Below are 26,192 nucleotides of genomic sequence, written 5' to 3' on the forward strand. Positions count from 1 at the left end.
CGGCGCGTTTATTCGCCTCGCCCACGAGTGGCGAGTATGCTGACGTTCATCGGGCTCGGACTCTACGACGAGCGCTCGATTACGCTCCAGGGAAAAGACGCACTCGACGACGCCGACCAGGCGTTCGCCGAGTTCTACACCAGTTTTCTCGCCGGTGCGACCATCGACGAGGTCGAATCGGCCCACGACATCGACATCACGGTTCGGGACCGCGCCGGCGTCGAACAGGACCCCGAGCCGATTCTCGACGCCGCCGAGAGCGGCCACGCCGCCTTTCTCACCGCCGGCGACCCGATGATTTCGACGACACACGTCGACCTCCGCCTGCGCGCTCTCGACCGCGGTATCGAGACGCGCGTCGTCCACGGCACCACCGCACAGACCGCCGCCAGTTCGCTCACGGGGCTCCAGAACTACCGCTTTGGGAAAGCCACCACACTCCCCTTCGAGCGCTCCCACGGCGGCGACGGCGTCCCCGCGAGCGTGCTCGAGACCATCGAAGCCAACACCGAGCGGGACCTCCACACGCTCGTCTACCTGGACATCGACCGGGAAAACGACGACTACATGACCGGCGACCACGCCGCAGACCTACTCAGCGAGGCTGGGCTCGACACACTCGGCGTCGTCGTCGCTCAGGCCGGCAGCGACGGCCCGACTGTCGTCGCCGACGACCTCTCAGACCTTGCCGAGCAGTCTTTCGGGGACCCACTTCACATGCTGGTGCTCCCTGGTGACCTTCACCCGCTCGAACGGGACGCACTCGAAGAACTCGCCGGCGCGCCGGTCGACACCTAGGCGGGGTCGCTCTCTGGCGGCACAAAGCCGAGGGCGTCCTGCAGGTCGTACTCCTGTCGGGTGAGCACGTAGAGGACGTCCTCGATTATCGACAGCACTTCGGGGAGTTCGCGCACGACGAGCCACGTGATGACCACGAGCGCGACCACGGAGAGTCCCTGTGCGACGATTCGGTCCGAAATGATGTAGGAGACCTGCCACTGAGACTCCAGCGAGAACACCGCCATGACCACGTCGGGGAAGAAGTTCGTCATCTGGTTCCCGAACGTAATCCCGATGAAGACGTTCCGGAAGAGGTTCAACACGTAGATAACCGGAATCGACACCGCGAGCGCGCGGAGTTTCCGTTCGGCCGGCGCCCGGACGGCCAGGATGAGGCCGATGAAAATCGCCATGCTCCCGATGCCAGTACAGGCCATCACGATGGTGTAGGTGAGCACCGGCTGTTCCATGTACCCGATGTCAGACGTATCGAAGACGAAGGTACTCCGGAAGGGATTGCTCTTCTTTGCGATGTTGACCGTCGACCCGTCGGGGTACGTGAGCGTCGTCCCGTCGACGACCTGCGGGGAGTAGCCGAGCAACTGCATCAGGAACTCGGTCTGGCGGGTCACCGACTCGATGAGCAGCTGATTGACCACCGGCACGGAGACGGCCGAAAAGTAGACCACGCCCATGATGGCGATAGCTCGGGAGAGGACGAAAAGCGAGTCACGGCCCCGCCAGAGTAGCGCACCAATATAAATTGCGAGCGGGATGGCGATGAGGCTGCCGAGTCCCTCGACGATGCTGCGCTGGACGAAAATGAAGTGGTGGACAAGCGACAGCCAGAAGACGCCGAAGATACCCCACGCGAGCGCGACTGCCGGTCGGGCGTACTCGCGGTCGTAGTACTCCAGTATGGCCCCGAACAGAAAGAGCCCGATAGCCATCCACCCGAGCGGCGTCGAATACGCGCCAAAGGCGTCGAGGCCCGCCCAGAGCTGGTCGAGTATCACTGCCAGCCTGTATGGCGATACGAAATATATGTCTTGTCGTTACGGGTACGACCGCCACAGAAGCGCCGGGAGCGACACAGCAGATGCTCCACCCGGCAAAATAGATTCCTTCTATCGCTCGACGAGTTCGATTTCGTGCCCGTCGCAGTCTTTCGTGAAGGCGTACTTGTTGTCACAGCTCTCGGGGTCCCGATAGTCCTCGGCGTGTCGACCCATCAGCGTCGCCCAGTACGCCTGGAGGTCGTCTGCGCGCACGGCCACGTGACCCCACGCGTCACCGAAGTCGTAGGTGCGCCCGTCGTAGTTGTAGGTGAGTTCGACGGACATCGCCTCGTCGGGGGCGTCGCCGGGTTTCAGGAAGTATAGCGCAAAGTCCTCGAACTCCTCGCGGCGAAAGAGGTCGTAATCGAGCTTTCGCGTGTACCAGCCGATTGCCTCGTCGGCGTCCTCGATGCGAAGCATGGTGTGGTCGAGACTCCACTTTGCGCCGTGGTCGCGCTCGACCAGTTCGATTTCGTGGCCGTCGGGGTCGGTGACGAAGGCGTAGGAACCACCGCAGGAGTCGGGGTCGCGGTAGTCGGAGACGCCCTCATCGAGGAGTTGGTCGTAGGCGTCGTACACGTCGCGCACACGCACGGCGACATGGCCCCAGGCGTCGCCGAAATCGTAGGTCCGACCGTCGTGGTTGTACGTGAGTTCGAGGAAGGCACCGTCCTCGTGGGCGTCGGGTGCCTGCAGGTAGACGTTGGTGAAGGTGTCGGCCTCCCAGCGGCCGACTTCCTCGTAGCCAAAGTGTGTCTTGTACCAGTCGAGCGATTCGTCGAGGTCTTCGACGCGCATCATGACGTGGTCGAGTGTTCCGCTCATAGCGGGGAGATGGGGCCGGCGGACGAAAAGCGTACTGTCTGGCTACTGACTCGCTGGCGCGAGGTCGCGGAGCGTCTTCCAGTCGAACCACCAGACGACGGTCCAGCACAGGAGCGTGCCAAGCGGGACCGCGAACGTGTAGTTGCGCCGGGAGAATCCCCACGCGAAGGACAACTGGGTGAGTCCGACGATGACCAGCAACAGTGCAGTCACGCGGCGGTCCTCCCGGTCGAAGAGAATCCCCGAGATGGCGCTGGCGATGGCGAGCACGTAGATGCCGACGCCGAGTGGCCACGCTTCGAGAAACTGCGGGAGCCCCCGCGTGTACACGGTGACGTACGTGACGATGTCGGTCAGGTAGAACGGCTGTGGGTCGACGAGGCCGAAGGCGAACACGAGCGTGAGTTCGTCGCCGGCGAAAACCAGCGACCACGGGAGAAGTCCGACCGCGAGAATCGCGGCGAGTCGCCGGTTCATTTCCGGCGGAGGATACGGAGTACGTCCTCGTCGGCCAGTTCGTGGTCCATCCCGACCTGCTGGTCGTCGTGTTTGGCACTCGACCCGGAGACACGCGCAAAGCGGAATCGCTCTTTGAACTCCCCGCCGAGTTTCTCACAGGCGTCCTCGACGGTGTCACCCTCGCGGAGCATCAGCGGCTCCTCGCGGTCGACGCCTCGACCGGGTTTGTCCATGTAGATTCGGATGAGACCGAGTTCTTCCCAGATGGTCTCTTTGAGCGCGTCCAGTCCTTTTTCTTCCTCGGCGCTGATGAAGATGGCCTCGTCGGGGTCGATGTCGTGTTCACGGAGGTTTTCCTCGACGGTCGGGAGGTAGTCCGGTTCGATGAGGTCGGCCTTGTTGACGGTCACGAGAGAAGGAACGTACTCGCGGTTGTCCATCACGCCGTCGATGAGCCGGTCGATGTCGAGTTGCTCGCCGACGGTCACGTCCGCGTTGACGTAGCCGCGTTCGCGGAGGACGTCGGTGACCGTCTCCTCGTCCAAATCGAGGTCGACGCTGGCGTTGACGGTGATGCCGTCCTTGTGTTTTTTCCGGACTGACACCCGCGGTGGCTCCTGGTCGAGCCGGATGCCGTTCTTGTAGAGTTCCTCGTAGAGGCGCTGGTACTGCTCGATTTCGAACACAGAGAGGACGAAGACGACGAGGTCTGCGGTCCGGACGACCGAGAGGACCGCCTGGCCGTCACCGCGACCGCCCGCCGCGCCTTCGATGAGCCCCGGCACGTCGAGCATCTGGATGTTCGCGCCGCGGTATTTGAGCATCCCGGGGTTGACATCGAGGGTCGTAAACTCGTAGGAGCCGACCTCGCTGTCGGCGTTCGTGAGGCTGTTCAACAGCGTGGACTTGCCGACGCTGGGGAAGCCTACGAGTGCCACGGTCGCGTCGCCGTGTTTCTCGACAGCGTATCCCGGCCCACCGCCGGAGGAGGATTGCTGTTTCTCCAGTTCTTCTTTCTTCTCGGCGAGTTTGGCCTTCAGTCGGCCGATGTGGGCCTCCGTGGACTTGTTGTAGGGCGTGCTGGCGATTTCCTCTTCGAGTTCGCGAATCTCGTCTTCGAGGCCCATTATCCCAGTCTCGGCCGTCCACCCTCAATAGGGTTTTCGTCCTGACCGGGAGACGCTCAGCCACGCATCAGGTTCATGACTTCGTCGATGACCGCGGGTTCGGCCGCGACGACATAGGACTCGCCGGGTTCGAGAACCGTCTCGGGACCGGCGATGGTGTTCCCGGCCGCATCGGAGACGAACAGACTCCCCGTCGGGAGTGCGATGTCGCTCAGCGTCTTGCCCGCGACGGGCGCGCCCTCGGCGACGTGGACCTCGAGGATGTCGAGTTCGCCGGTCACGTCCGCCAGTGAGCTTACGTCGGACTCGATTGCGTTGACCGCCGCGCGTGCCCCCGCCCGCTCGGGGAAGATGACCTCGTCGACAAAGCGGTCGAACTCGTTGCCTGCCTCTCGCTCGGTCCTGACGACTGTCTGAACGTCTGTTCCCATGTCCTTGACCATCATGCCAATCGCGAGATTCGTCCCAGTGTCGTTGGTGAGGGCGGCGACCACGTCCGTCCGGTCGAGGTCTGCCTGTTCGAGGATAGTCGGCCGGGCCGCATCGCCCGTGATGACGGTCGCGACGTACTCGTCGCTGATTTCGTCCGCGCGCTCGGCGTCGGCTTCGATGACCACGACATCGTGACCGCGGTCGTCGAGCAGGTGTGCGACGCGGCGACCGACACGACCGCCACCCGCAATCACGACTCGGAAGTTTCCGTCCATAGGTTAGGTCTCGCCTCCCTCGGCAATAGGACTGTCCGTGTTGTCGTGGTCGGTGGCCGCTCGTCGGCGTGCGCGCAGTCCGTAGAACGCACCGACGCCGACCAGAATCCAACTCCCACTCAGCAAGAGCGCGAGCGGGTCGGTCTGAACGAGGTAGACGATCAGTACGACGGTGAGCACGGAGTTGAGGACGATGCCGAGAACTGCCGGAATCGGGTAGTAGGGCATCTCGTAGGGCCGGTTCATGTTCGGGCGCTCCCGGCGGAGTTTGATGACCGCACCGTTGACGATGATAAAGGACAGCAAGAAGAACAGACTCGACATGTTACCCGCGCTCTGGGTCGGCAACGCGACCGAGGCGAGCATCACGACGGCGCTGGCGAGGATAGCGAGGAACGGCGTCCCGTAGCGGTGGTGGATGTTCCCGAACCGGCGGAGGAGTTGTCCCTCCCGGCCCATCGAGAAGGCCACGCGCGAGGAGGCGATGACGACCGCGTTGAGCGCGGTCAGCGTCGAGAAGACGGCCCCGAAGACGATGAGCGCGCCGCCGTTCTGGATGATTGGCAGCCCCGTCGGCATGAACGAGGTGGCTGCCGCAGCGATACCGGCCTCGCCGGCCGCGGCCAGCCCCTCTGCGCCGAGCGTTCCGATAGCGACGACGACGACCAGCATGTAGACGATGACGGTCGCGACCAGACTGAAGAAAATCGCCTTCGGGATGTTCTCGCGTGGATTCTCCACCTCTTCGGTGACAGTCGTGATGAGGTCGTACCCCTCGAAGGCGATGAAGGTCAGCCCCATCGCCGGGAGAATACTCGCCGGTGACTTGCTGTCGGGAAAGAGCGGGTCGAAGTTCTGGAGCGTAAAGCTCGTCTCACCGCCCGCGTTGACCGAGAGGAAGCCGAAGACGACGAAGACGACTAGAATGGAGACTTTGATAATCGTAAAGATGGTCTCGGCGCTCCCGCTTGCGGCCGTCGAGACGGCGTTGAGACCGACCAGTCCCCCGACGGCGACGAGCGCCAAGCCGACTTTCGCCGGAATCGCGACGGAAAGCAGCGGGACCGCGAGCGCACCGACCTCACCCGGCGCGGCAGTAACGCCGTAGACGTGGAGCAGTTCGAGGAAGTTCGGCGCGAAACCGAGCGCGTAGAGTGCGCCGGCAATCATGTAGGCAAACCAGAGCATCCAGCCCATGATGAACGACGGGAGGTCGGCGAAGATTTCGCGGACGAACGCGTAGCCGCCACCGGACTTGGGAATCGCCGAGGCGAGTTCCGCATACGAGAGGCCGGTAAAGGCAGTGACGACACCGTTCAACACGAACACGAGAATCGCGGCAGGACCGGCGATTTCGGCGGCAAGCCCGGTCAACACGAAGATACCGGCCCCTATCATCGCGCCCATTCCAATCATCGTCGCGTCCAGCAAGCCGAGCTCGGCCGCGGGAGCGCGTTCGCCGCTACTACTCATTGCCTGCCTACTCTGTCCCAAGCCGGTTAGGTTTTGCGAGTCCGCTCTGGCACCTGCCGTGTCCTTTTGCCCGTTGGACCCCACATCGACGTATGAAGCGCCGTCAGTTCCTCACTGTTGCCGCGCTGGCCGGAGTCGCCGGCTGTGGCGGCCACACCGGAGGAGAAAGCGGGAGTCTCCCTGGCACCCCCGAGGAAGTCGCGCTCGAAACGCTCGCAAGCGGACTCTCCGGCCCGCTCGACGTTGCTTTCGTTCCCGACGCCGACCAGCGATACGTCGCCGAACAGCGCGGTCTGGTCCGGGTCCACGACGGAGACAGTCTGCGTTCCTCGCCACTCCTCGACCTGCGAGACACCGTCGTCGCCGGCGGCGAACAGGGACTGCTCGGCATCGCGCTCCACCCCGAGTTTGCCGACAACCGCCGGCTGTTCGTCCGCTACTCTGCCCCGTCCAGAGCAGGAACACCGAGCGAGTACAGCCACACGTTCGTGCTCTCGGAATTTCGCGTCAGCGACGACGGGCAGTCAGTCCGGGCCGGGTCAGAGCGGACCATCATGGAGATACCCCAGCCACAGGCCAACCACAACGCGGGCGCCATCGTGTTCGGCCCCGACGGGTCCCTCTTTGTCGCTGTCGGCGACGGCGGTGCCGGGGGCGACCAGGGCCGCGGTCACGTCGAAGACTGGTACGACGGCGTCGCCGGCGGCAACGGCCAGGACGTGACCGAAAACCTGCTCGGGAGCATCCTCCGAATCGACGTAGACACTGACGCCGAAAGATACGCCGTCCCCGACGACAACCCGCTCGTCCGCCGCGACGGACTGGGCGAACACTACGCGTGGGGACTGCGCAACCCCTGGCGACTTGCCTTCGACGGCGAGACACTCTACGCCGGCGACGTGGGGCAGAGTCGCTACGAGGAACTCGACCGCATCGAGAAGGGCGGCAACTACGGCTGGAACGTCAAAGAGGGAACCCACTGTTACGAATCCGACGCCTGTCCGGACAGGACACCAGACAGCGTGCGCGGGGGCGAGCGCCTGCGCGACCCCATCGTCGAGTACCCCCACTCCGGCGCTCCCGTCAGTGGCGTCTCGATTATCGCGGGAAACGTCTACCGCGGGACCGACCTGCCGGGCCTCGATGGAACCTTCGTCTTCGGTGATTATCTGGCCAAAGGCGAACTGTTCGTCGCTTCGCCGTCCGACGACGGACTCTGGGACACCGGCGTCCTCCCCGTCGTCGCTGACGACGCTGGCAAACTGCAACAGCTCCGAGCGTTCGGACGCGAGAACGGCGAGCTGTACGTTCTCAGCGTTGGTAACGAGGGTGGCGGCCTCCACCGACTCGCTGCGGCCGGCGAGTGAGCCCTGCCAGGGGATGTGACCGACCAGAGTGTACTTCGACACACATATACTCGGCGCGCTGTCAATAACGATAATGACAGATGTGGGCCGACTGCGTGACAGTACGCAGATTCTCCTCCCGGAAAGTGCAATAGAGGGACTCGAGGAGGAGGTTGAGTCGCGGTTCGTGGTGACGGTACGGTCCGAGCAGCGCCGTGTCCGTATCATCGGGAGTCCGGTCGAAATCAAGGACGTCAGTGACTTTCTGACACGTAACGGAGTCGCCGTCGCGTGACGACGGGAAAAAGCAATTCTTAAAACTGCCCGTACGGACAACTGGGTATGGCTGATACTATCGAAGTGCTTGTCCCCGGTGGGCAGGCCAACCCCGGTCCGCCGCTGGGTCCCGAACTGGGTCCGACACCTGTCGACGTACAGGCTGTCGTACAGGAAATCAACGACCAGACCGAAGCGTTCGACGGAACGGAAGTCCCCGTCACCATCGAATACGAGGACGACGGGTCCTTCGGCATCGAGGTCGGTGTCCCGCCGACGGCCGAACTCATCAAAGACGAGGCCGGCTTCGAGACGGGCAGCGGCGAACCCCAGGAGGACTTCGTCGCTGACCTCTCTGTCGACCAGATCAAGCAGATTGCAGAGCAGAAGCTTCCAGACCTGCTCGCCTACGATCAGAAAAACGCCGCCAAGGAAATCGTGGGAACGTGTACCTCGCTCGGTGTCACCATCGAAGGCGAGAACCCCCGCGAGTTCAAGGAGAAAATCGACGCTGGCGAGTACGACGACGTGTTCGCAGAAGAAGCAGCCGCATAGGCTGTTTCGAGCGAAGACTCGCAAAACGAACGCAGTGAGTTTTGCGGTGTGTTTGCCGAGGAAGCAGCGGCGTAAGCCGGTGCTCACGAGGGCAAACCGACCGACGTGAACTTTTCGTAGTTTCGCCCCGGAGCACTCGCTGTGGTGTACTGGGGTGGACAGTAGCGACACGACAGCCACAGGCGTGTTTCTCGCAGTCGCGCGTGTGCGTCCATCATGGCTAGCCCACCGCCCGGTACGGGAATGTGGCACAGCCACACGGGAGACGCCCCTTCGACGGTTTTAAATGCGGCGTTGGCGTGTACCCGCACGAGACAGGCGTAGGCCTGTTTCACTGACCCGTAGGAGCCGCAGGCGCACTACGGAGGTGAACAATGGCAGATCAGGAAATAGAGGAGGCAGTCTCTCGCGCACTCGAGGATGCACCCCCACGGAACTTCCGTGAGACGGTGGACCTCGCGATTAACTTGCGCGACCTAGACCTCAACGACCCATCGAACCGGGTAGACGAGAGTATCGTTCTTCCCGAAGGTACTGGACAAGAAACATCCATTGTCGTGTTCGCGGACGGCGAGACCGCCGTTCGTGCCGAGGAAGTCGCAGACGACGTTCTCGACGGCGACGACCTCGCCGACCTCGGCGACGACGACGATGCCGCGAAAGACCTCGCGGAGGACACCGACTTCTTCATCGCGGAAGAGGCCATGATGCAGGATATCGGCCGTTACCTCGGGACCGTGCTCGGTCCGCGAGGGAAGATGCCGGACCCGCTCGGCCCCGACGACGACGTACAGGAAGTCGTCGAGCGACTGAAGAACTCGGTGCAACTTCGCAGTGGTGACCGTCGGACGTTCCACACGCGCGTCGGCGCGGAGGACATGTCCGCCGAGGACATCGCGGACAACATCGACGTCATCCTTCGTCGTCTCCACGCGGACCTCGAGAAGGGCCCGCTGAACATCGACAACGTGTTCGTGAAGACGACGATGGGCCCAGCAGTGGAGGTGGCCTAAATGAGCGCCGAGAGTGAACGCAAGACCGAGACGATTCCCCAGTGGAAAAAGGACGAGGTCGACGCTATCGTCGAGTTCCTCGACAGCTACGACAGCGTCGGTGTCGTAGACATCACGGGCATTCCGAGCCAGCAGCTCCAGGACATGCGCCGGAATCTCCACGGGACCGCCGAGCTCCGCGTCTCGCGGAACACGCTGCTGTCGCGGGCACTCGACTGGGCCGACGAAGGCCTCGGCGACCTGACCGACTACATCAGCGGCCAGGTCGGCCTCATCGGCACCAACGAGAATCCCTTCGGGCTCTACCAGCAACTGGAAGCCTCGAAGACGTCGGCACCCATCAACGCCGGCGAGGTCGCCCCGAACGACGTCGTCGTGCCGGAAGGCGACACCGGCGTCGACCCGGGACCGTTCGTCGGCGAACTCCAGGCTGTCGGTGCGAACGCACGCATCGACGGCGGGTCCATCCAGGTCATGGAGGACTCGACGGTTCTGGATGCCGGCGAAGTCGTCTCACAGGACCTCGCGAACGTCCTCGCCGAGTTGGGTATCGAACCCAAGGAAGTCGGGCTGGACCTGCGTGCCGTCTTCGCGGACGGCGTGCTGTTCGAACCCGAGGACCTCGAACTCGACGTCGAGAAGTACCAGCAGGACGTGGAGGCCGCAGCCGCTCGCGCACGGAACCTCGCACTCAACGCGACGTTCCCGACCGCGTCGACGATGCCCCCGCTGCTGGCCAAGGCCAGTGGGGAGTCGAAGAACCTCGCAATCCACGCGGCCATAGAGGACCCCGACGTGATGCCGGACCTCGTTGGCAAGGCGGACTCGCAGGTGCGCGCACTCGCCGCACAGATCGACGACGAGGAGGCACTCCCAGAGGAACTGCAAGACCTCGACGAACCTGCCACGGCAACGCCTGCAGACACCGAATCGACTGACGACCAAGACGACACCGAGGACGACACCAGCGACGACGCCGAGGAAGCCGAGGCTGACGAGGCCGAGGACGACGAAGACGACGGTGACACTGGTGCCGCTCTCGACGACATGTTCTAACAACAATGGAATACGTTTACGCAGCACTCATCCTGAACGAATCGGGCGAAGAAATCAACGAAGACAACCTGACCGGCGTCCTCGAAGCGGCGGGCGTCGACGTGGAAGAGTCCCGCGTCAAGGCCCTCGTCGCCGCGCTCGAAGACGTCGACATCGACGAGGCCGTCGAAGAGGCCGCCGCAGTGCCGGCCGCAACCGGTGGCAGCGCAGCCCCGGCCGCTGACGAAGGCGGCGAAGAGGAAGCCGCTGACGAAGGCGGCGACGAAGAAGAAGAGGAAGCCGCAGAAGAGGAAGCCGCCGACGACGACGATGACGACGAGGAGGCCGGCGAAGGCCTCGGCGAACTCTTCGGTTAACTCACCATTCGACCCCTTTCTTTCGACGCCACCGGGTAGCGACAGCGCCGAGTGTGACGCCCCGGCCACGTGCCTGCCGAACGTTCAAGTAGCATAACGGAACCAACCCCGTGCGATGGACATCGGAGGCGTCGCCGTCACAATCGACCCGACAGCGACAGCGGCGGCGCTAGCATTCGTCACGGCTGGCGTCGCGCTTGGCAGCGTCAGCGGACTGGTGCCGGGCCTGCACGCGAACAACTTCGCGCTCCTCCTGGCTGCGTTCGCGCCGGCGATGCCCGGTCCCGCCCGGTACGTCGGCGCGGCGATGCTCGCGGCCGGCGTCGTCCACACGTTCCTCGACATCGTGCCCGCGCTGGCGCTGGGGGTGCCCGACCCGTCGATGGCAGCCACCGCCCTGCCCGGCCACCGACTCGTCTTGCGAGGACAGGGCCGGGAAGCGCTGAGACTGTCCGCACTCGGGAGCGGTCTGGCCGTCGCCTTCGCCGTCCCGCTGGCACTGCCCGTGACAGCAGTGATGGAGGAGTTCTACCCCGCGATTCGGGCACACCTCCCGCTGGTCCTCGGAAGCGTCGTCGCACTCCTGCTCGTCACCGAGCGGACGTGGACAGCGCGGGTCGGCGCGGCACTCGCGGTCGGTGCAAGCGGCGTCCTCGGACTGGTGACACTCGACGTTCAGGCAACGGGTATCCTGCCGACGGGGAGCGTACTCGCCCCGCTGTTTGCCGGCCTCTTCGGTGCGCCCGTGCTCGTCGAGGCACTCGGCGGCGCGGGCGTCCCGCCGCAGGCGAGCGCGACCATCACCACCTCGCGGCAGTTTATCGGCGAGGTCGCACTCGTCGGCACCCTGGCCGGGGCGGTCGTGGGCTACCTGCCCGGCATCTCCAGTGCGATTGCGGCGACCGGCGCGCTCGTCGTCCTCCCCCAGCGTGGCCCCCGGCCGTTCGTCGTCGCCACGAGCGGCGTGAATACGGCAAACACCATCTTCGCACTCTTCGCGCTGGTCGCACTCGGCACTCCACGGACAGGCGTACTGGTCGCACTCGATGAGACTGGGGCGCCGCTGACGCTGGGACTGTATCTGTGTGCCGTCGCTATCGCCGCAGCAATCGGGTTCGTCCTCGTCCTCGCAGTGGGTGACCGGTATCTTGCCGTCGTGGGCAGCGTAGACAACACTCGCCTGTCCGTTGGCGTGCTCGGACTGCTCTGTGTGCTCGTGGTTGCGCTGACTGGCGCTCTCGGACTGGGTATCTTCGCGGTCAGTGCCGTGATTGGACTCGTCCCCGCACGCTTTGGCGCGCGCCGAGCGAATCTGATGGGGGTGTTGCTCGTCCCGCTGTCGCTGGGTGGCTGACTAGCGTTGAATCTCGTCGAGGAAGCCGACCCAGCGCTTGTGGTCCTCGATGCTGGCGGCGCCGTCCTCGTCGGCAAAGTCCGGCCGGCGGATGTTCTCGAGGGCGTTTAGCGCGCGGTCGATACCGATGATTTCGTCGGCGAGTCGCTCTGCTGTCTCGACATCGAGCGGGTCGGATTCGAGCCGGTCCATCCGAGTCCCACGCTCGCGCCGGAGGGTGCGCTTTGCCTTGGTAAGTGTCTCTTCGGCGTCGGGCGGGATGCGGTCGACCGACCGAGTCTCGATGATAAACTCCCGGAGCGCGAGTTCCTTCCCGTCGACTGTGAGCGTCTCCGGTGTCGACGCCCCGACCGTCGCCGTCTTTCTGTTGACCCGTTCAATCAGGTCTTCGCGGGTCGCCTCGTCCATACGGCGACCACGGAGCCGACTGCAAAAACGTCACCGCTCGAACCGAAACGACGCGCCGTCGTCGGTGTCCTGGACCTCGATGCCGAGTGTTTCAAGTTCGTCCCGCAGCTCGTCTGCTCGCTCGTAGTTGCCGGCGTCGCGTTCCCGCTCGCGAACGGAGAGGACGAGTTCGACCAGGTCCTCGGCGACAGTCACGTCGCCCTCGCCGTCGCCGCCACCCAGCGACAGCCCGAGGACGCCGCCGGCAAACTCCTCGGTTGTCTCGATGGCCCGCCGGAGGCCACGGTAGTCGAACTCGTCGTGGCCGTCGATATGGGTGTTAATTGCGGAGACTAGCTCTTCCAGCGCCGCGAGCGCGCGGCGGGTGTTGAAGTCGTCATTCATCGCCGCCTCGAAGTCCTCGCGTGCGGTGTCGACCGCGTCCCGAAGCGCTCCGTCCTCGACGGTCGTCCGTGCGTCGACGCTGTCACACGCCTCGACGGCACGTTCGTACCCGCGTTCGAGACTCTCCCAGCGCTCGACGGCTTCGCGCATGGTCTCCTGGCTGTAGACAGCCTCGTTGTGGTAAGCCGTCGACAGCAGGAACGTGCGGACGGCGTCGGTACCGTACGCCTCGATGGCTTCGGCGACAGTCTCGAAGTTGCCAAGCGAGGAGGACATCTTCTCCTCGTCGGCGGCATCGAGCAGACGAACGTGGAGCCAGTAGCGCGCGAAGGTGTCACCGGTCGCGGCCTCGCTCTGGGCAATCTCGTTTTCGTGGTGGGGAAAGACGAGGTCCTGCCCGCCGACGTGGATGTCGATGGTGTCGTCGAGGTGGGTCATGCTCATCGCCGAACACTCGATGTGCCAGCCGGGACGCCCCTCGCCCCACGGGGAGTCCCAGGTCTGGGCGGTCTGGCAGGCTTCCTCGGCGGGAGCAGCCTCCTCGTGCTGGTGGTCGCTGATTTCCTCGGGCGAGACGCCGTCGGCTTTCCAGAGGGCGAAGTCGGTGGGGTTTCGCTTCTCGGAGCGCTCGTCGGGGTCGCCCTGCGCGTCGAGTTCGTCGGGGTCCTGATTCGAGAGTTTGCCGTACTCGTCGAAGGCAGTCACGTCGAAGTAGACGGAGCCGTCGGCCTCGTAGGCGTACCCCTTCTCGACGAGCGTCTCGACGAGGTCGATAATCTGGGGGACGTGCTCGGAAACGCGGGGGTACACCTCCGCCCGCTTGAGGTTCAGCGAGCGCATGTCGGCGATGATGTCCCGGATGTACGACCGGGCGGCGTCAGCCTCGCTGTCGCCGGCCTCGCCGACGCGGGCGACGATTTTCTCGTTGACGTCGGTGAAGTTCTCGACGTGGCGGACGTCGTAGCCCAACTGTTCGAGCCAGCGGCACATCACGTCGACGTGGACCCAGCCACGCGCGTGGCCCAGGTGTGCGGGGTCGGAGGTCGTCAGGCCACAGTAGTACAGAAGTACCGAGTCGGGGTCCTGTGGCTCGAAGACCTCGCGGTCGCCCGTCAGCGTATTCGTCACGCGGAGTGTCATTGGCGGAAGGTACACGGGCCAGCGTTTCAAGCCTGCGGTCCCGCGAGCGTCAGTTCTGCGCGGTTGCGGAGTCTGCAACCACGTTTCCAGTTTTAAATAGGGGCCCCCCTAGCCACAGAGTGTGAGTGAGGACTGCGACGACGAGGAGATACTCGCGCTTCTCGACGACGAGTACGCTCGCGCAATCCTCACAGCGACGAGTGCCGAACCCATGTCTGCACAAACGTTAAGCGAGCGGTGCGACGCGTCAGTGACGACCATCTACAGGCGCCTCGACCGCTTACAGGACTGTGACCTCGTGGAGGAACAGCTCCGGCCACAACCCGACGGCAACCACTACAAGGTGTTTGCCTCACGGCTGGAATCGTTTTCCGTGACCTTCGAGGACGGCGAGATGCGCGCCGACATCGAACGCGCGGAGACGGAAGAAGACGTCGCCGACCGCTTTACCAGGATGTGGCAAGACCTATGAACATCGGACAGAGCTACACGCTGCTTGACTGGAGTCAGCTCGGCGTCTCCGTCGCCTCTGTCGTCCTCGGGTTGATTATCGGCTACCAGGCCTACCGGGGCTTCCGCCGCAACGACAGCCGGTCGATGCAGTTTCTCTCGGTCGGGCTCATCCTGCTGACAGCGGTCCCGTTTACGCTCTCGTTTACCGCGACACTCGCGATACGACTGGAGCCGGGGCTGGCCGACATCGAGCAGGAGCTGTTTTTGCTCGTGCGCCTCATCCAGTTTGTCGGGCTGGCCTGTATCACCTACTCGCTGTACGAGAAACCCTGAGACGGCCGCTGGGTTCGGCACTCGTCTCACTGTTCAACACGCGTAGACACGTTCCGGGGCAGAGACCAGCCGCTCCAGGCAACCGAAAGAGCTTCAACGGGGCAATTGGGATGACACGGTATGGAAGCGCTCGAACTCGTCCCCGAAGTGGTAGAGTTGGTCATCGTCGGCATCGGAACCGTCGCACTGTCGCTTGCCAGTGCGTACATCGAACTGTTCGCGTTCGCGACGGCACAGAGTGGCGATACGATGGTCGCCCTGTGGGCCGGCGTCGTGGGCGTCGTGCTCCTGACGTTTGCCTACTTTCTCGGCACCGACAAGCTCGCAGCCAAGGTCCGGGAGTTCAGACAGTCGACCGGTAGCCACTGACTGAGACAGACCACGGACGAGTCGACGGTAGTCGTGGCAAGTCAGCGAAGTCACTAAGAACGCGTCGGTCCAAGCGACGGTAATGGGACAGGCACTCGTCGTCGCGGCACACGGCTCTCACCTGAATCCTGGGTCGAGCGAACCGGCCTTTGCCCACGCAGACAGGATTCGACAGACCAGTGTGTTCGACGAGGTACGCGAGACGTTCTGGAAGGAGGAACCGTCGTTCCGGGAGGTACTGCGGACAGTCGACGCCGACGAGGTGTACGTCGTGCCGCTGTTTATCAGTGAGGGGTATTTCACAGAGGAGGTGATTCCACGCGAACTGCGACTGGACGGGTGGGACCGGTCGCTGTGGGACTCCGATGGGACCAGTGCCAGCCACGCGACGCTGACCGCGAGCGACGTCGAGGCGACCGTCCACTACTGTGGCCCGGTCGGGACCCACGACGCGATGAGCGACGTCATCGTCCGCCGCGCGGAGTCGGTCACCGACGACCCCGACGTCGGGCCGGGCTTTGGACTCGCTGTCGTCGGCCACGGCACCAGACGAAACGAGAACTCCGCGAAAGCCATCGAGTACCACGCCGACCGCATCCGCGAGTGGGACCGCTTCGACGAAGTGCAGGCACTGTTCATGGACGAACCCCCCGAAATCGACGACGTGGCCGACCACTTCGACACCGAGGACGTCGTCGTCGTCCCGCTGTTTGTCGCCGACGGCTACCACACCGAGGAGGACATCCCCGAGGATATGGGCCTGACCGACGACGCAAGCGACGGGTGGGAGACGCCGGCGACGGTCGACGGGCGTCGTATCTGGTACTCGGGGGCTGTCGGGACCGAACCGCTGCTCGCCGACGTCGTCCTCGAACGGGCACTCGACGCCGGCGCGACCAGTGACCACTCCAGCACCGCTGTGACAGCGGAGGGGAACGAATGACCGCGAGCCAGTTCGACGCACTCGTCGACGCCGCCGAGACCGGTCTGGACAGCGACACGCTGACCGTCGACACCGACGGGGAAACGTACGACTTCGCGGTTCCCGACGGGGAGTACAGTGGGCTCAGCGAGAGCGAACTCCGGGAGGCCGCGGCCCAACACCGGGAATATGTTGCCGAGTGGTACTTCTGGCACCACGTCGCCCCCGACGCGCCCGAGCGGCGGGCGTTTCTCCGCTGGGTCGAACGAAGCGACGACGGGACCGTCCCCGAGCGCCACGAACGACTCCACGCGGGAACGACACGACGGTGGGGCCAACTCCGGATCCGCGTCCAGCTCGCCGAGGCCGGCCGACGGACCTACCAGGTCCGTCACGTCGACGACGAGGACGAGCCGGTCGAAGACCTCGCGATTCACACCGACCCGCTCGATGCACGCGAGATTCGCAAATACGACGACGACGGGCGCTACCGGCCGCTGTCGACGGCCCCGACGCTCGGTCGGGGGTGGGTGTTCGTCGACCTCACGGCCGCGCAACTGGTCTCGACCGTCGACACCGTCTATCCCGCGACGGTGGCAAACTGGTATCGCGAACGGGAGGGCGAACTCGACGTGACCCACTGGCACGAGGCCGTTTCGCGCCAGACCGGCATCTACGGCGTCGTCGAGACCTGGGACCGCGGTAACGGACACGACCACGTCGAGTGGGTCGCGGAGGCCTGCTGTGACGACTCACAGTGTCTGAAACGCCGGGAGTGGGAGTACGACGAGGAGACGCCGCTCGACGTCGATGGAGGTGCGGGGCGTTTTCCCTGCCGAGAGCCCTGTTCGCTGGTCGTCTCTGCGGCGCGCAAGTGGACTCGCATCGACGCCGAAGACGAACAGACCTACGAGTTCGAACTGACACCGAGCGAAAAGGAGCAAGTCGAGGAGATTATCGACGCCGTCGCGGAGGGGCGCGCTGACGAGATTCGCGAAGCCGACTTCGGTGACGGTGCCAACCGCTGGCGAGCGCGCTTTCTCCGCGCAAAACGGTTCGACGAGGACGGGAACCTCGGTGGCGTGTTGACAGAGCGCCCCGACGAAGAAGAGTAACGTCTTACTCCAGTTCGACCGTCGGTGGCTCGCCGTTCCAGCCATACGAGACGAACACGAACAGGAGCGCGAACAGGCCGACGACCATCAGTCCGAACTTGACCAGTTTGTCGAGCGTTCTGAGTGCCATATCCGGCAGTTGGACGGGGACCGACAAGTACGTTCATTTTCGCGTCGGCGGGCCCCGACGGCGGGACAGGGTCAGTCGAGTCGCTCGCCAGTCTCCTCGTAGGTCGACCCCAGTTTCGCGTAGTGGTCGATGGTCGAGTCGGTGACCGGCCCGTCGAGTTCGGTCTTGACCTCGGCCGGGGACCCGACGACGAGCGTCTCCGGTGGGACCTCCGTTCCCTCGGTGACGACGCTGCCAGCGCCGACGACGGCACCCTCGCCGACGTGGGCGTCGTCCAGCACGACGGCGTTCATCCCCACGAGCGCGTCCGATGCGACCGTACAGGCGTGGACGATTGCGCTGTGGCCGACCGTCACGTCCGATTCGAGGACCGCATCCTCGTGGAGGACGGCGTTGTCTTGGACGTTCGTCCGCTCGCCGACGACGATTTGCCCGTGGTCGCCACGGAGGGTGGTGTTGGGCCAGATGCTCGCGTCTTCCTCGACGACGACGTCGCCGATGACGACGGCGGCCTCGTCGACGTACGCGGAGTCGGCTATCTGCGGTTCGAGGCCGTCGACAGCGCGAATCATCTATCCCACTGTGCGCCCGGATTCGTCACCGCGCCGTTTGCCGCGGAGCCAAAGTCGCGGTGGTACTTCGCGAGGACGCCGCTGTCGTAGGTCGGCTCGGCGTCGTGGTCTTCCAGTCGCGCCTCGAGTTCCTCCTCGGTGAGGTCGACCGACAGTTCCAGGTTGTCGATGTCGACGGTGATGGTGTCGCCGTCTTCGAGTGCGGCGATTGGCCCGCCGACGTACGCCTCGGGAGCGACGTGACCGATAGAGAACCCACGGGTCGCCCCCGAAAAGCGGCCGTCGGTAAAGAGCGCCACGTCCTCGGCGTGACCCTGGCCGGCGACGGCGGAGGTGACACCGAGCATCTCGCGCATCCCCGGACCGCCGCGGGGCCCCTCGTTGCGGATTGCGATGACGTCGCCGGACTCAACGTGTCCCTCCTGGACGTACTCCATGGCACCTTCCTCGCCCTCGAAGACCCGAACCGGGCCCTCGTGGTGGAGGTGGTCCTCGCCGGTAATCTTGATGACCGCCCCATCTGGTGCGAGATTGCCGGTGAGGATGCGGATGGCACCGCGCTCGTGGATCGGGTCCTCGACCGTGTGCAGGTAGTCCACGTCGATGTCCTCGATAGCGGGCGGGTCGACGGCTTCCAGTTCCTCGCCGATGGTATTGCCCGTCACCGTCAGGGCGTCGTCGTGGAGCAGGCCGGCCTCGGAGAGGGCCTTCAGCACGACCGGAACGCCGCCGACCTCGTGGAGGTCGTTCATCACCCGTTCGCCGCCGGGCTGGAGGTTCGCAATCTTCGGGGTGCGGGCGCTAATCTCGTTGAACTCCTCGATGTCGAGGTCGATACCCGCCTCGGCGGCCATCGCGAGCAGGTGAAGCACGGCGTTGGTCGAGCCGCCGATGGCGACCTGGAGCGCGATGGCGTTCTCGAAGGACTCCTTCGAGAGGAAATCAGAGGGTTTCCGCTGTTCTTGCACGGCTTCGACGGCGAGTTCGCCCGAGCGGCGGGCCACGTCGTAGCGCCCTTCGTTCTCTGCGGGCGGGGAAGCACTGCCAAGCGGCGCGAAGCCAAGGGCCTCGGTAATCGAGGCCATCGTGTTCGCCGTGAACATCCCGCCACAGGAGCCCGCGCCGGGGCAGGCGTTTCGCTCCAGGTCGTCGAGTTCGTCCTCGGACATCTCGCCGTCGGCGACGGAACCGACGCCCTCGAAGACGTTCTGGATAGTGACTTCCCGGCCGTCGTGTTCGCCGGGCATGATAGAACCACCGTAGAGGAAGACGCTGGGCCGGTCGGTGCGGATGGCGGCCATCATCATCCCCGGCATGTTCTTGTCACAGCCGCCGATGACGACGAGTCCGTCCATGCGCTCGCCGAAAGTCACGAGTTCCACGGAATCGGCGATGATTTCCCGGGAGATGAGACTCGCTTTCATCCCCTCGGTCCCCATCGAGATGGCATCAGAGATGGTGATGGTGCCAAACTCGATTGGCATCCCGTCCGCGTCGTCGATGCCCTCGTATGCGGCCTCGGCGACGTCGTCTAAGTGGACGTTACAGGGCGTGATGTCGGCGGCAGGGTTGGCGACGCCGACCATCGGCGAGGAGAGGTCCTGGTCGTCGTATCCCATCGCGCGAAACATCGCGCGGTGGGGGGCACGCTCCGTGCCTTCGGTCACGTCGTTGCTCGGCAGGTCGGGGTCCTTGCCGGAGTCGGCTTCCGGCGGTTCCTGCTGGCTCATGTCTGGATAGTATCGACGGCCGGACTTAAGTCCCGTCTTCGGGCGCTCCGGGGGAGAACGCGACCAAGCCCCGGACGGTGCGAGCCAGCCACGACTGGCTGACTGGTGTGCTCGCTCTGAACCGGTAAGTGCTTTTGTCCCGTGGACGGAAGTGGTCGTATGTACGAGCGGATTCTCCTGCCGACCGACGGGAGCGACCACACGAAGCGGGCGACCGACCACGCAATCGACATCGCGAAACAGCGCGGCGCGACGCTGCACGTCTTCTCCGTCGTCGACGACCGCGCGTTCCTGGTGCTCGACGACGACCGCGTCGGCGAGGTCCGAGGCGAACTCGAGGAGAACGCGCTCGACGCCATCGCGACGGCCGTCCAAGCCGCCGAGCAGGAAGGCATCGAGACCACCTCCGACGTCGACGTCGGCAACCCGGCCAACTGCATCGTCGACTACGCCAGCGACAACGACATCGACCTCATCGTGATGGGGACCAGCGGCGACAAGTACGAGGCAAACGTCGTCGGCAGCGTCTCGAAGCGGGTCGTCGACACCTCGCCCGCGCCGGTGTTGACCGTTGGCCCGGACAGCTAAGTGATGGCCACAGTCGAGACGGGAGCGCGCCTGCACTTTGGCTTCCAGAACCTCGCGCTGGCTCACGACCGCCTCTACGGCGGGGTTGGGGTCGCACTCGCCGAGCCACGAATCAGCCTCACGGCTGCGCCAGCGTCGTCGGTCATTTGTGAGGACGCCGCAGTCGAGCCGTTCGTCGCCGACGCCGTCTCGGCACTGGGCGTCGACGGGGCACACGTCACCGTCGAGGAGCGATTCGAGCGCCACGCCGGCTTCGGGAGCGGGACCCAACTGGCACTCTCGACGCTCGTGGCCGTCGCCCGCGCACACGGCGAGTACGCTGACGCCCGAACGTACGCGCCGAGACTCGGGCGTGGCGGGCGCTCGGGTGTCGGCGTCGCCACCTTCGAACAGGGCGGGTTCGTCGTCGACGCCGGCCACCCGACCGAGCGCTTTACCTCCCGCCCACCGGCGGAGGGAAGCTGGACGGTCCCGGAACCAATCGTCCAGCGGGACCTCCCGAGTTCCTGGCGGTTCGTCCTCGTGACACCCGAGGCCGGAGCCGGAAAGAGCGGCAAACCGGAAGAGCAGAGCATGCGCGCCGTCGTCGAGCGCGCGGACCCGGGTATCGCAGACGACATCTCGCAGTTGCTGACCCGCCGACTCTTGCCCGCGGTCGCCGAACGCGACATCGCCGAGTTCGGGAGCGCAATCGCCCGCCTCGGCCGGCTCAACGGCGCGTGGTACGCCGACGAGCAGGGTGGGGTCTACCGGCCGCCGGCGGGCCAGCTCATCGACAGGCTCGGCGACAGCCCGGTCGTCCACGGCGCCGGTCAGTCCTCGTGGGGACCGACCGTCTACGGTGTCACCAGAGAACAGGACACTGGCGAAGCGCGAGAGGCGGCCCGGGAAGCCCTGGCGGCTGCCGGCCGAGAGGGGACTGTTCGGACCGCTGGCCCGCGAAATCGTGGTGCCACGCTCGAAGAAGACTGAGCACAGTCACGGCCACGCGGGAGGTTTTAAATCGCCGGACCGGTATGTGAGAGTATGAACCGCCTACCCTTCGGCATCAATCGGCTCGACGAGATGATTCAGGGCGGGGCACCGACGGGGAGTGTCGTCTTGCTGTCCGGGGAGGCAGGGGCCGGGGCGCGGGAGTTTATGTACACCACCGCCGTGATGAACGGGCTGGCACGGACCGACGACGGGTTGTTCGACCTCCACTACGGCGACCTCCATCCACAGGCCAGACAGCCCGACGGCATCCACTACATCACGTTCAACTCCGACCGCTCACAGCTCCGCCGGGAGATAGAGACAGTCATCGACGAGGAGATTACGGCCTCGGGACTTGACCCGGTGGACTTTTGCTCGCTCTCGCGGCAGTTCTTTCACGTCAGCCCGGTGCCACGGAACTGGTACGCCGACGAGACGCCCGACATCAAGAACCTCCGGAAGCGCCACGAGGAACGCGAGGGGCTGTTGAGCGCGCTCGGCGACGAACTCAGCAAGCGGGCGCCGGGGAACCTCGTCATCATCGACTCGCTGTCTGACCTCGTGGCGACTCTGGGTGAGGACCTGGAGTGGTCTGACGTCACCTACGTCGTCAAGGGGCTTCAGAAGGCCGCTCACGAGTGGAACGGGCTCATCCTCTTGCACGTCAACAACGAGACGCTCTCGGCGACACGGCACGGCCAGCTCGTCGAAGCCTGCACCGGGACGCTCGATTTCAGCTGGGAAAGCGGCGGGAGTACCCGGGCGCGAACGCTCGTCATCAAGCAGTTCCGCGGCGTGCTCTCACGGATTGAAGAGGAAAACATCGTTCAGTTCGAGACGGAGCTGGGCGATGCCGGCTTCGACATCAGCGATGTTCGCAAGATTCGGTAAGCGGCTCCGAGACGGGACTATCGGAACTCGAAATCAGCGGCAAACGCTTAACTGTGCAGTTGAAATAAGTGAATATAATGGCGAGTGAGTCGACCGAGGACGGGACGCTGACGGTGAGCCTGCCGGGCGAGTTGGACAGTTGGCTCACCGAGCGTGCCCAGGCGCTCGGTGTCGACCGCGAGGCCGTCCTGGTCCAGTTGCTCGCATCCTACCAAGCAGCGGACGAACTCGACGACGAGGAGGTGCCAGTCACGGACGCGAGTGCTGTCGACCAGCTGGTCGCCGACAGGCTGGCAGACACGGCCGACGCGATACAACAGGACGTCGACACCGTCAAGCAGGACGTCGATGCCGTCGAACAGCGCCACGAGGAGGACATCGAGGACGTGCGCAGCCGCGTCGTCCAGTTGAAACGCGAACTCGACAGCAAAGCCGGTGCGGACCACAGCCACGAGGAACTCGCTCGCCTCGACGACCTCCAGGAGGAACTGACCGAGATGCAGTCGGCGGTCGACGACGTCGAGGCGGAACTCGACTCGAGACTTACCGACCACGACGAGACGATAGCGACTATCGACGACCGCCTCGAAACACTCGAAGACCGGCTCCAGACCGTCGCCTGGGTCGTCAGTGACCTCCGGGACGCCCACGAATCACAGGGCAGCATCGAAGCGGTCGACCGCATCAAGCGCGCGGCGGCCAAAGCCGACATCGACCGGGCGAAATGCGAGAGCTGTGGCAACGGCGTCGAGATTGCGCTGTTGACCGATCCAGAGTGTCCCCACTGCCAGGCGACAGTCACCAACGTCGAGGCAGCCAACAGCTGGTTTGGCAAGCCGCGCCTGCTGGCCGCCTCGCAACTCGAATCGGGTGAAGACAAGTGAGCGACGACGAGGACGACCCCTTCGAGCGCCTCGACGAATCGGTCGGCGACCGCGACGGCGACCCCTTCGAATCCTTCGAGGACGTCGACCCCGACGACGCAGAGAGCCAGGACGACGCAACAGGCGAGGAGTCCGTGGACAGACCAGACGAGTCCCAGCCTGAGAGCCACCGACTCGAAGGGCCCCAGGTCGAGAGCGGTCCCGACCGGAGCTACGACGCCCACGACGTGACACCACCGGGCCATCAGGACGAGGTGGTCGACGACCACTCCCAAGACAGTGACGCTGGTGGACTCGGCGAGGCGGAAGACGATGACGACGACGGATTCGTCGAGCAGTCCGAACCGTCGATAGATGTGGGCACCGCGGCGACCGACGCCGGGTTCGAGGACGTAGAGCAAAGGGAGGGCGACCCCTTCGAGGACGTGTTCGAGGAGATGGACGTAGGGGAGATAGACCCCGATACGGTCTGGGAGTCGATTGCTGCGGCCGAAAGCGAGGGGCCAGTCAGCCGGCAGACGGACAGCCTGTACGCCGAGGTGTCCAAACACAGTTACTGCGAGCAGTGTGAGTTCTTCTCGGACCCGCCCGACGTACACTGCTCGCACGACGGGACGGAGATTCTGGAGTTTCTCGACCACGAGACCGTCCGCGTCGTTGACTGTCCGATCGTCGCCGAGCGCAAGGAACTGGCCAAACACGAGTGAGTTTTGGGTGTCGACCGGCTACCCGTTCCTATGCAATTCTGTGACGACTGCGGGTCGATGATGCAACCCGAGGGCGACGAGATGGTCTGTTCGTCCTGTGGGACCCGCACCGGCAAAGACGAAGAGACGGCAGCGAGTTTCGTCAGCACCGCCGAACAGTCCGATGACGAACTCATCGAGACCGAAGAAGGCGCGGACTTCGAGGGGAAACCGACCGCAGACGACGTCCACTGCGACGAGTGTGGCCACGGGAAGGCGTGGTACACCATCAAACAGACCGGCGCCGCCGACGAACCGCCGACACGCTTTTTCAAATGCCAGGACTGTGGAAACCGCTGGCGCGAGTACAACTGACGTGACTCAGACGGGGTCGTCGGGGTCGTGGCGGTCCATCATCCGCTCGGCTTCGGCCGCGTAGCGCTCGCGTTTCTCGTCGTCGTCGACCGGCACGAGCGCGTCGGGGTCTGTCTCGATTGCGGCGGTCACCTCCGGCGCGTTGCCGCCAAAGCGGTTGTAGGCGCGCTCTTTCTGGAGGTACCGCTCGCCGTCCGGTGTCGCGTAGACGATGACCAGGATGTGTGGCGAGTCCTCGGAGAAGGTCCGCTCGACCATCCAGACGCGTTCGGTCGCCTCGGCCTCCGCTGTACTGGGTGTCGTTGTCATACGAGAGGATAGACGAGTCGGCAATTCAACGCCGCCGCCGATTCCCGTCGTATGAGAACGGGACTGTGACGGGTACTCACGGCTGGAACGTCCAGCGAGAGACTTTTCGCCGTCGAACGCGAACGCGTGCTGTGTCCATCGAGCGCGGCCAGGCCGTGACAGTCCACCCCGGCAAAGAGGCAGTCGTCGACTTCGACCCGACGCTGACGTTCGAGTGTGTCGACGACTGCACCTGGTGTTGCCAGCACGGCGTCATGCTGTACGAACCGGACTTTCTCCAGTTGGCCGACGTGGCCTCACTCGCGGAGGCGACCACACAGGTTCGCGGGCAGGATTTCGTCCGCAAAGAGCAGAAAGACCGTGAGGAACACACCGACGACGACGGCGAGGCCTGCTTTTTCCTGCGCGACGACGGGCTCTGCTCGCTCCACGCCGAACACGACTGGAAACCGGCCCGCTGTTCGGTGTTCCCGCTGGAAGTGACCGTCGAACCGGGGACGCGAACGGCCAGAGCGGGCGGCGACATCCACATCACGGTCCGCGAGGCGGCCCACGACCACTGTGAGGGGTTGGGCGTCTCAGAACGGCGCGTCGTCGAGCATCTGGACGCGTTTCTGCCGGCCGTGCTGTGGGACCTGGACGACCCGAAGACGCGCCGGGAACTGTAAGCGGCGGGCCTACGCGACGACCCACCAGGCCAGAAAGACGGCGAGCGCACCGATGGCGGTGCTGGCGACAGCGTGTGAGCGGAGCTGGTCGAGCCGCCGGTGGGAGTGTTCCGAGAGCGAACACACTTGGTCGACTTCGCCGCCGGCCTCACACGAGGGCAGGAAATCCATCGCCAGGTGGAGGAAGACGCCGGCGGCAAAGCCGAAGATGGCACCGTTGATAGCGGGTGCGTTCGGGAGCTCGAGGAGTGCAGAGGGAATCGCGGTGAGCCCGATAGCCGCGGCCGGGAGCAACAGTGCAGAGACCGGCTCGCCGCTCTCGCGGAGGCGGTGGGCGGCGGCGTACCCGGCTGGCCCTTTGTGCGAGACGATAGCGAGCCCGAGCAAGAGACCCAGGTTTGGCATCGAGCCGTAGACGATACCGATGATGAAACCTGCCGAGAGCGCGTGGGCGGTAATCTGTGCAGCGGTGAGGTCCAAGCCGACGTTGATATGCGAGAGGCGGTGGCCGACGACGTGGGCGGCGTAACCGACGAGCAGGCCGGCAGCGATGCCAAAGCCGCCGTACTGTGGGTCCATCCCCATGGCCTGCGGGACCAGGAAGACCGCAGAGCTGGTCACCATCGCGCCGCTCGCGAGACCGTATCCCCAGACCAGCCGCTTCGGGTAGGAGGCGTCGTACCGCGAGCCGAGGACGGCGCCGAGTGCCATCGCAACGAAGGCCACCCAGGAGACGACCAGCACCTTCGTCAGGCCCGTCGCCAGCGCGACGGCCGAAAACACCCCGAGCAGCGCAGTCCCCCCGAGCCCAATCGGCGAGAGCGACCGTACAGTGGGCGAGACTTCGGACGATTCGAGAGGAGTCATTCGAATAA

33 protein-coding genes are annotated in these 26,192 nt (G+C 64.7%); 20 read left to right on the plus strand and 13 right to left on the minus strand.

What is annotated here, in order from left to right; translation table 11 throughout:
- The first annotated feature begins 36 nt into the window (after positions 1 to 36).
- Positions 37 to 798, plus strand: coding sequence for a diphthine synthase (dph5, locus tag QYL91_RS00200; RefSeq protein ID WP_302081370.1), 762 nt, complete (start codon positions 37 to 39; stop codon positions 796 to 798).
- Here the strand turns inward: dph5 and artA are convergent.
- The 6 genes from artA to QYL91_RS00230 form a co-directional block, all read right to left on the minus strand.
- A complete protein-coding gene (gene artA / locus QYL91_RS00205) occupies positions 795 to 1,796 on the minus strand; it encodes an archaeosortase A (RefSeq protein WP_302081371.1) in 1,002 nt (333 codons plus the stop codon). The two genes, dph5 and artA, sit on opposite strands and share 4 nt — an antisense overlap.
- Positions 1,797 to 1,907: 111 nt before the next feature.
- Positions 1,908 to 2,663 (minus strand): VOC family protein, encoded by a 756-nt coding sequence (locus tag QYL91_RS00210; RefSeq protein WP_302081372.1) that lies wholly within the window; start codon positions 2,661 to 2,663, stop codon positions 1,908 to 1,910.
- Positions 2,664 to 2,705: 42 nt separating this feature from the next.
- Positions 2,706 to 3,140: a TIGR04206 family protein gene (locus tag QYL91_RS00215; protein WP_302081373.1), complete on the minus strand. Its 435-nt coding sequence runs from the start codon at positions 3,138 to 3,140 to the stop codon at positions 2,706 to 2,708.
- Positions 3,137 to 4,249, minus strand: coding sequence for an OBG GTPase family GTP-binding protein (locus QYL91_RS00220; protein WP_302081374.1), 1,113 nt, complete (start codon positions 4,247 to 4,249; stop codon positions 3,137 to 3,139). Before QYL91_RS00220 ends, QYL91_RS00215 begins: the two co-directional genes overlap by 4 nt.
- A gap of 56 nt (positions 4,250 to 4,305) precedes the next feature.
- A complete protein-coding gene (locus QYL91_RS00225) occupies positions 4,306 to 4,956 on the minus strand; it encodes a potassium channel family protein (RefSeq protein ID WP_302081375.1) in 651 nt (216 codons plus the stop codon).
- Between the two features lie 3 nt (positions 4,957 to 4,959).
- Complete coding sequence (locus QYL91_RS00230) at positions 4,960 to 6,429, minus strand: APC family permease (protein WP_302081376.1); 1,470 nt, start codon at positions 6,427 to 6,429, stop codon at positions 4,960 to 4,962.
- Between the two features lie 92 nt (positions 6,430 to 6,521).
- Here QYL91_RS00230 and QYL91_RS00235 point away from each other — a divergent pair, with 92 nt between their 5' ends.
- The 7 genes from QYL91_RS00235 to QYL91_RS00265 all read left to right on the plus strand — a co-directional run bounded on the left by QYL91_RS00235 (position 6,522) and on the right by QYL91_RS00265 (position 12,385).
- Entirely contained in the window at positions 6,522 to 7,796 is a 1,275-nt protein-coding gene (locus QYL91_RS00235) for a PQQ-dependent sugar dehydrogenase (protein WP_302081377.1), read from the plus strand.
- Between the two features lie 73 nt (positions 7,797 to 7,869).
- Complete coding sequence (locus tag QYL91_RS00240; protein WP_302081378.1) at positions 7,870 to 8,070, plus strand: VNG_1110C family protein; 201 nt, start codon at positions 7,870 to 7,872, stop codon at positions 8,068 to 8,070.
- A gap of 47 nt (positions 8,071 to 8,117) precedes the next feature.
- On the plus strand, positions 8,118 to 8,606 hold the full coding sequence (locus QYL91_RS00245) for a 50S ribosomal protein L11 (RefSeq protein WP_302081379.1): 489 nt from the start codon (positions 8,118 to 8,120) through the stop codon (positions 8,604 to 8,606).
- 374 nt (positions 8,607 to 8,980) lie between these two features.
- Complete coding sequence (locus QYL91_RS00250; RefSeq protein ID WP_302081380.1) at positions 8,981 to 9,619, plus strand: 50S ribosomal protein L1; 639 nt, start codon at positions 8,981 to 8,983, stop codon at positions 9,617 to 9,619.
- The gene (locus QYL91_RS00255; RefSeq protein WP_302081381.1) at positions 9,620 to 10,675 is read left to right on the plus strand and encodes a 50S ribosomal protein L10; all 1,056 of its coding nucleotides are present in this window, start codon (positions 9,620 to 9,622) and stop codon (positions 10,673 to 10,675) included. It abuts the gene before it with no gap.
- 5 nt (positions 10,676 to 10,680) lie between these two features.
- Positions 10,681 to 11,031: a 50S ribosomal protein P1 gene (gene rpl12p / locus QYL91_RS00260; protein ID WP_302081382.1), complete on the plus strand. Its 351-nt coding sequence runs from the start codon at positions 10,681 to 10,683 to the stop codon at positions 11,029 to 11,031.
- Between the two features lie 115 nt (positions 11,032 to 11,146).
- Complete coding sequence (locus QYL91_RS00265) at positions 11,147 to 12,385, plus strand: tripartite tricarboxylate transporter permease (RefSeq protein ID WP_302081383.1); 1,239 nt, start codon at positions 11,147 to 11,149, stop codon at positions 12,383 to 12,385.
- Here the strand turns inward: QYL91_RS00265 and QYL91_RS00270 are convergent, their stop codons facing one another.
- The gene (locus QYL91_RS00270) at positions 12,386 to 12,793 is read right to left on the minus strand and encodes a DUF5788 family protein (RefSeq protein ID WP_302081384.1); all 408 of its coding nucleotides are present in this window, start codon (positions 12,791 to 12,793) and stop codon (positions 12,386 to 12,388) included.
- A 30-nt stretch (positions 12,794 to 12,823) separates the two neighbouring features.
- Positions 12,824 to 14,317, minus strand: coding sequence for a cysteine--tRNA ligase (gene cysS, locus QYL91_RS00275; protein ID WP_302081385.1), 1,494 nt, complete (start codon positions 14,315 to 14,317; stop codon positions 12,824 to 12,826).
- A 121-nt stretch (positions 14,318 to 14,438) separates the two neighbouring features.
- Here cysS and QYL91_RS00280 point away from each other — a divergent pair, with 121 nt between their 5' ends.
- From QYL91_RS00280 to QYL91_RS00300, 5 genes are all read left to right on the plus strand, one after another.
- Positions 14,439 to 14,789 carry a winged helix-turn-helix domain-containing protein gene (locus tag QYL91_RS00280; protein WP_302081386.1) on the plus strand — a complete coding sequence of 117 codons (351 nt, stop codon included), beginning with the start codon at positions 14,439 to 14,441 and terminating at the stop codon, positions 14,787 to 14,789.
- On the plus strand, positions 14,786 to 15,103 hold the full coding sequence (locus QYL91_RS00285) for a DUF7521 family protein (RefSeq protein WP_302081387.1): 318 nt from the start codon (positions 14,786 to 14,788) through the stop codon (positions 15,101 to 15,103). The genes QYL91_RS00280 and QYL91_RS00285 overlap by 4 nt, the downstream gene beginning before the upstream one ends.
- A 120-nt stretch (positions 15,104 to 15,223) precedes the next feature.
- Positions 15,224 to 15,472 (plus strand): DUF8151 family protein, encoded by a 249-nt coding sequence (locus QYL91_RS00290; RefSeq protein ID WP_302081388.1) that lies wholly within the window; start codon positions 15,224 to 15,226, stop codon positions 15,470 to 15,472.
- 82 nt (positions 15,473 to 15,554) lie between these two features.
- The gene (locus QYL91_RS00295; RefSeq protein ID WP_302081389.1) at positions 15,555 to 16,415 is read left to right on the plus strand and encodes a CbiX/SirB N-terminal domain-containing protein; all 861 of its coding nucleotides are present in this window, start codon (positions 15,555 to 15,557) and stop codon (positions 16,413 to 16,415) included.
- Entirely contained in the window at positions 16,412 to 17,509 is a 1,098-nt protein-coding gene (locus QYL91_RS00300; RefSeq protein WP_302081390.1) for a DR2241 family protein, read from the plus strand. The genes QYL91_RS00295 and QYL91_RS00300 overlap by 4 nt, the downstream gene beginning before the upstream one ends.
- 4 nt (positions 17,510 to 17,513) lie before the next feature.
- Here QYL91_RS00300 and QYL91_RS00305 read toward each other — a convergent pair whose 3' ends face one another.
- From QYL91_RS00305 to ilvD, 3 genes are all read right to left on the minus strand, one after another.
- Entirely contained in the window at positions 17,514 to 17,639 is a 126-nt protein-coding gene (locus tag QYL91_RS00305) for a hypothetical protein (RefSeq protein ID WP_302081391.1), read from the minus strand.
- A gap of 71 nt (positions 17,640 to 17,710) precedes the next feature.
- The gene (locus tag QYL91_RS00310; RefSeq protein WP_302081392.1) at positions 17,711 to 18,211 is read right to left on the minus strand and encodes a gamma carbonic anhydrase family protein; all 501 of its coding nucleotides are present in this window, start codon (positions 18,209 to 18,211) and stop codon (positions 17,711 to 17,713) included.
- Positions 18,208 to 19,941 carry a dihydroxy-acid dehydratase gene (gene ilvD / locus QYL91_RS00315; protein ID WP_302081393.1) on the minus strand — a complete coding sequence of 578 codons (1,734 nt, stop codon included), beginning with the start codon at positions 19,939 to 19,941 and terminating at the stop codon, positions 18,208 to 18,210. Before ilvD ends, QYL91_RS00310 begins: the two co-directional genes overlap by 4 nt.
- Positions 19,942 to 20,100: 159 nt before the next feature.
- On the opposite strand from ilvD, the gene QYL91_RS00320 reads away from it, so the two are divergent.
- The 6 genes from QYL91_RS00320 to QYL91_RS00345 all read left to right on the plus strand — a co-directional run bounded on the left by QYL91_RS00320 (position 20,101) and on the right by QYL91_RS00345 (position 24,340).
- Complete coding sequence (locus tag QYL91_RS00320; protein WP_302081394.1) at positions 20,101 to 20,529, plus strand: universal stress protein; 429 nt, start codon at positions 20,101 to 20,103, stop codon at positions 20,527 to 20,529.
- Positions 20,530 to 20,532: 3 nt separating this feature from the next.
- The gene (locus tag QYL91_RS00325) at positions 20,533 to 21,501 is read left to right on the plus strand and encodes a beta-ribofuranosylaminobenzene 5'-phosphate synthase family protein (protein ID WP_302081395.1); all 969 of its coding nucleotides are present in this window, start codon (positions 20,533 to 20,535) and stop codon (positions 21,499 to 21,501) included.
- Positions 21,502 to 21,555: 54 nt separating this feature from the next.
- Positions 21,556 to 22,395 (plus strand): RAD55 family ATPase, encoded by an 840-nt coding sequence (locus tag QYL91_RS00330; protein WP_302081396.1) that lies wholly within the window; start codon positions 21,556 to 21,558, stop codon positions 22,393 to 22,395.
- A 77-nt stretch (positions 22,396 to 22,472) separates the two neighbouring features.
- On the plus strand, positions 22,473 to 23,279 hold the full coding sequence (locus QYL91_RS00335) for a hypothetical protein (RefSeq protein WP_302081397.1): 807 nt from the start codon (positions 22,473 to 22,475) through the stop codon (positions 23,277 to 23,279).
- Positions 23,276 to 23,986 (plus strand): DUF8135 domain-containing protein, encoded by a 711-nt coding sequence (locus tag QYL91_RS00340; RefSeq protein WP_302081398.1) that lies wholly within the window; start codon positions 23,276 to 23,278, stop codon positions 23,984 to 23,986. The genes QYL91_RS00335 and QYL91_RS00340 overlap by 4 nt, the downstream gene beginning before the upstream one ends.
- A 30-nt stretch (positions 23,987 to 24,016) precedes the next feature.
- Positions 24,017 to 24,340, plus strand: a complete 324-nt coding sequence (locus QYL91_RS00345) for a transcription factor S (protein WP_302081399.1) — start codon at positions 24,017 to 24,019, stop codon at positions 24,338 to 24,340.
- Positions 24,341 to 24,346: 6 nt separating this feature from the next.
- Here the strand turns inward: QYL91_RS00345 and QYL91_RS00350 are convergent, their stop codons facing one another.
- On the minus strand, positions 24,347 to 24,649 hold the full coding sequence (locus tag QYL91_RS00350) for a DUF7967 family protein (RefSeq protein WP_302081400.1): 303 nt from the start codon (positions 24,647 to 24,649) through the stop codon (positions 24,347 to 24,349).
- A 131-nt stretch (positions 24,650 to 24,780) separates the two neighbouring features.
- Here QYL91_RS00350 and QYL91_RS00355 point away from each other — a divergent pair, with 131 nt between their 5' ends.
- Positions 24,781 to 25,317: a YkgJ family cysteine cluster protein gene (locus QYL91_RS00355; protein ID WP_302081401.1), complete on the plus strand. Its 537-nt coding sequence runs from the start codon at positions 24,781 to 24,783 to the stop codon at positions 25,315 to 25,317.
- A 9-nt stretch (positions 25,318 to 25,326) separates the two neighbouring features.
- Here the strand turns inward: QYL91_RS00355 and QYL91_RS00360 are convergent, their stop codons facing one another.
- Positions 25,327 to 26,184, minus strand: a complete 858-nt coding sequence (locus QYL91_RS00360; RefSeq protein ID WP_302081402.1) for a ZIP family metal transporter — start codon at positions 26,182 to 26,184, stop codon at positions 25,327 to 25,329.
- Positions 26,185 to 26,192 lie beyond the last annotated feature (8 nt).

This window comes from Salinibaculum rarum, from assembly GCF_030505615.1.
GTDB lineage: Archaea > Halobacteriota > Halobacteria > Halobacteriales > Haloarculaceae > Salinibaculum > Salinibaculum rarum.

Excerpts from the sequence above, each read along its gene's own strand:
- dph5 (WP_302081370.1), top strand. The coding sequence starts at position 37 with ATGCTGACGTTCATCGGGCTCGGACTCTACGACGAGCGCTCGATTACG.
- QYL91_RS00210 (WP_302081372.1), bottom strand. The coding sequence starts at position 2,663 with ATGAGCGGAACACTCGACCACGTCATGATGCGCGTCGAAGACCTCGAC.
- QYL91_RS00215 (WP_302081373.1), bottom strand. The coding sequence starts at position 3,140 with ATGAACCGGCGACTCGCCGCGATTCTCGCGGTCGGACTTCTCCCGTGG.
- QYL91_RS00220 (WP_302081374.1), bottom strand. The coding sequence starts at position 4,249 with ATGGGCCTCGAAGACGAGATTCGCGAACTCGAAGAGGAAATCGCCAGC.
- QYL91_RS00225 (WP_302081375.1), bottom strand. The coding sequence starts at position 4,956 with ATGGACGGAAACTTCCGAGTCGTGATTGCGGGTGGCGGTCGTGTCGGT.
- QYL91_RS00230 (WP_302081376.1), bottom strand. The coding sequence starts at position 6,429 with ATGAGTAGTAGCGGCGAACGCGCTCCCGCGGCCGAGCTCGGCTTGCTG.
- QYL91_RS00235 (WP_302081377.1), top strand. The coding sequence starts at position 6,522 with ATGAAGCGCCGTCAGTTCCTCACTGTTGCCGCGCTGGCCGGAGTCGCC.
- QYL91_RS00240 (WP_302081378.1), top strand. The coding sequence starts at position 7,870 with ATGACAGATGTGGGCCGACTGCGTGACAGTACGCAGATTCTCCTCCCG.
- QYL91_RS00245 (WP_302081379.1), top strand. The coding sequence starts at position 8,118 with ATGGCTGATACTATCGAAGTGCTTGTCCCCGGTGGGCAGGCCAACCCC.
- QYL91_RS00250 (WP_302081380.1), top strand. The coding sequence starts at position 8,981 with ATGGCAGATCAGGAAATAGAGGAGGCAGTCTCTCGCGCACTCGAGGAT.
- QYL91_RS00255 (WP_302081381.1), top strand. The coding sequence starts at position 9,620 with ATGAGCGCCGAGAGTGAACGCAAGACCGAGACGATTCCCCAGTGGAAA.
- rpl12p (WP_302081382.1), top strand. The coding sequence starts at position 10,681 with ATGGAATACGTTTACGCAGCACTCATCCTGAACGAATCGGGCGAAGAA.
- QYL91_RS00265 (WP_302081383.1), top strand. The coding sequence starts at position 11,147 with ATGGACATCGGAGGCGTCGCCGTCACAATCGACCCGACAGCGACAGCG.
- QYL91_RS00270 (WP_302081384.1), bottom strand. The coding sequence starts at position 12,793 with ATGGACGAGGCGACCCGCGAAGACCTGATTGAACGGGTCAACAGAAAG.
- cysS (WP_302081385.1), bottom strand. The coding sequence starts at position 14,317 with ATGACACTCCGCGTGACGAATACGCTGACGGGCGACCGCGAGGTCTTC.
- QYL91_RS00285 (WP_302081387.1), top strand. The coding sequence starts at position 14,786 with ATGAACATCGGACAGAGCTACACGCTGCTTGACTGGAGTCAGCTCGGC.
- QYL91_RS00290 (WP_302081388.1), top strand. The coding sequence starts at position 15,224 with ATGGAAGCGCTCGAACTCGTCCCCGAAGTGGTAGAGTTGGTCATCGTC.
- QYL91_RS00295 (WP_302081389.1), top strand. The coding sequence starts at position 15,555 with ATGGGACAGGCACTCGTCGTCGCGGCACACGGCTCTCACCTGAATCCT.
- QYL91_RS00300 (WP_302081390.1), top strand. The coding sequence starts at position 16,412 with ATGACCGCGAGCCAGTTCGACGCACTCGTCGACGCCGCCGAGACCGGT.
- QYL91_RS00305 (WP_302081391.1), bottom strand. The coding sequence starts at position 17,639 with ATGGCACTCAGAACGCTCGACAAACTGGTCAAGTTCGGACTGATGGTC.
- QYL91_RS00310 (WP_302081392.1), bottom strand. The coding sequence starts at position 18,211 with ATGATTCGCGCTGTCGACGGCCTCGAACCGCAGATAGCCGACTCCGCG.
- ilvD (WP_302081393.1), bottom strand. The coding sequence starts at position 19,941 with ATGAGCCAGCAGGAACCGCCGGAAGCCGACTCCGGCAAGGACCCCGAC.
- QYL91_RS00320 (WP_302081394.1), top strand. The coding sequence starts at position 20,101 with ATGTACGAGCGGATTCTCCTGCCGACCGACGGGAGCGACCACACGAAG.
- QYL91_RS00325 (WP_302081395.1), top strand. The coding sequence starts at position 20,533 with ATGGCCACAGTCGAGACGGGAGCGCGCCTGCACTTTGGCTTCCAGAAC.
- QYL91_RS00330 (WP_302081396.1), top strand. The coding sequence starts at position 21,556 with ATGAACCGCCTACCCTTCGGCATCAATCGGCTCGACGAGATGATTCAG.
- QYL91_RS00335 (WP_302081397.1), top strand. The coding sequence starts at position 22,473 with ATGGCGAGTGAGTCGACCGAGGACGGGACGCTGACGGTGAGCCTGCCG.
- QYL91_RS00345 (WP_302081399.1), top strand. The coding sequence starts at position 24,017 with ATGCAATTCTGTGACGACTGCGGGTCGATGATGCAACCCGAGGGCGAC.
- QYL91_RS00350 (WP_302081400.1), bottom strand. The coding sequence starts at position 24,649 with ATGACAACGACACCCAGTACAGCGGAGGCCGAGGCGACCGAACGCGTC.
- QYL91_RS00360 (WP_302081402.1), bottom strand. The coding sequence starts at position 26,184 with ATGACTCCTCTCGAATCGTCCGAAGTCTCGCCCACTGTACGGTCGCTC.